Raw genomic sequence first — 563 nt, 5'->3', positions numbered from 1 at the left:
GAAGTGGTGGCCCTCGGTGAGGGTGTCACGGACCTGGCGGTCGGGGACCTGGTGGGCAACGCCTGGCTCTGGTCCGCTTGTGGCGATTGCCAGTTCTGCCGGACCGGTTGGGAGACGCTGTGCGAAGCCCAGAAGAACGCCGGTTACAGTGTGGATGGTTCCTTCGGGGAGTACATGCTGGTGGACAGCCGGTTCGCCGCGCGGATTCCGGCTGGTTCGGATCCGGTGGAGGTCGCTCCGGTGTTGTGCGCCGGTGTCACCGTGTACAAGGGGTTGAAGATGACCGAGGCCAGGCCGGGCCAGTGGGTCACGATTTCCGGTATCGGCGGCCTGGGGCACATCGCGGTCCAGTACGCGGTGGCCATGGGCTTGCGGGTGGCCGCAGTGGACATCGCCGATGACAAGCTTGCCCTCGCCAAAAAGCACGGCGCCGAGCTGACGGTCAACGCGCTGCACGAGGATCCCGTGGAAGTCATCCAGCGGGAAACCGGGGGCTGCCATGGTGTGCTGGTCACGGCGGTGCATCCGTCGGCATTCGGGCAGGCGATCGGCATGGCCAGGCG

At 66.6% G+C, this 563-nt stretch carries 1 protein-coding gene; it reads left to right on the top strand.

Going from position 1 to position 563, the window contains the following annotated elements; genetic code table 11:
• On the top strand, window positions 1–563 hold a 563-nt coding region (locus AB4Z38_RS25790; RefSeq protein WP_441432348.1), incomplete at both ends, for a zinc-binding dehydrogenase.

Source organism: Arthrobacter sp. 2RAF6, from assembly GCF_052115205.1.
GTDB lineage: Bacteria > Actinomycetota > Actinomycetes > Actinomycetales > Micrococcaceae > Arthrobacter.
The sequence above is the reverse complement of the archived record's forward strand: the minus strand, read 5'-3'. Positions and strand labels throughout refer to the sequence as shown.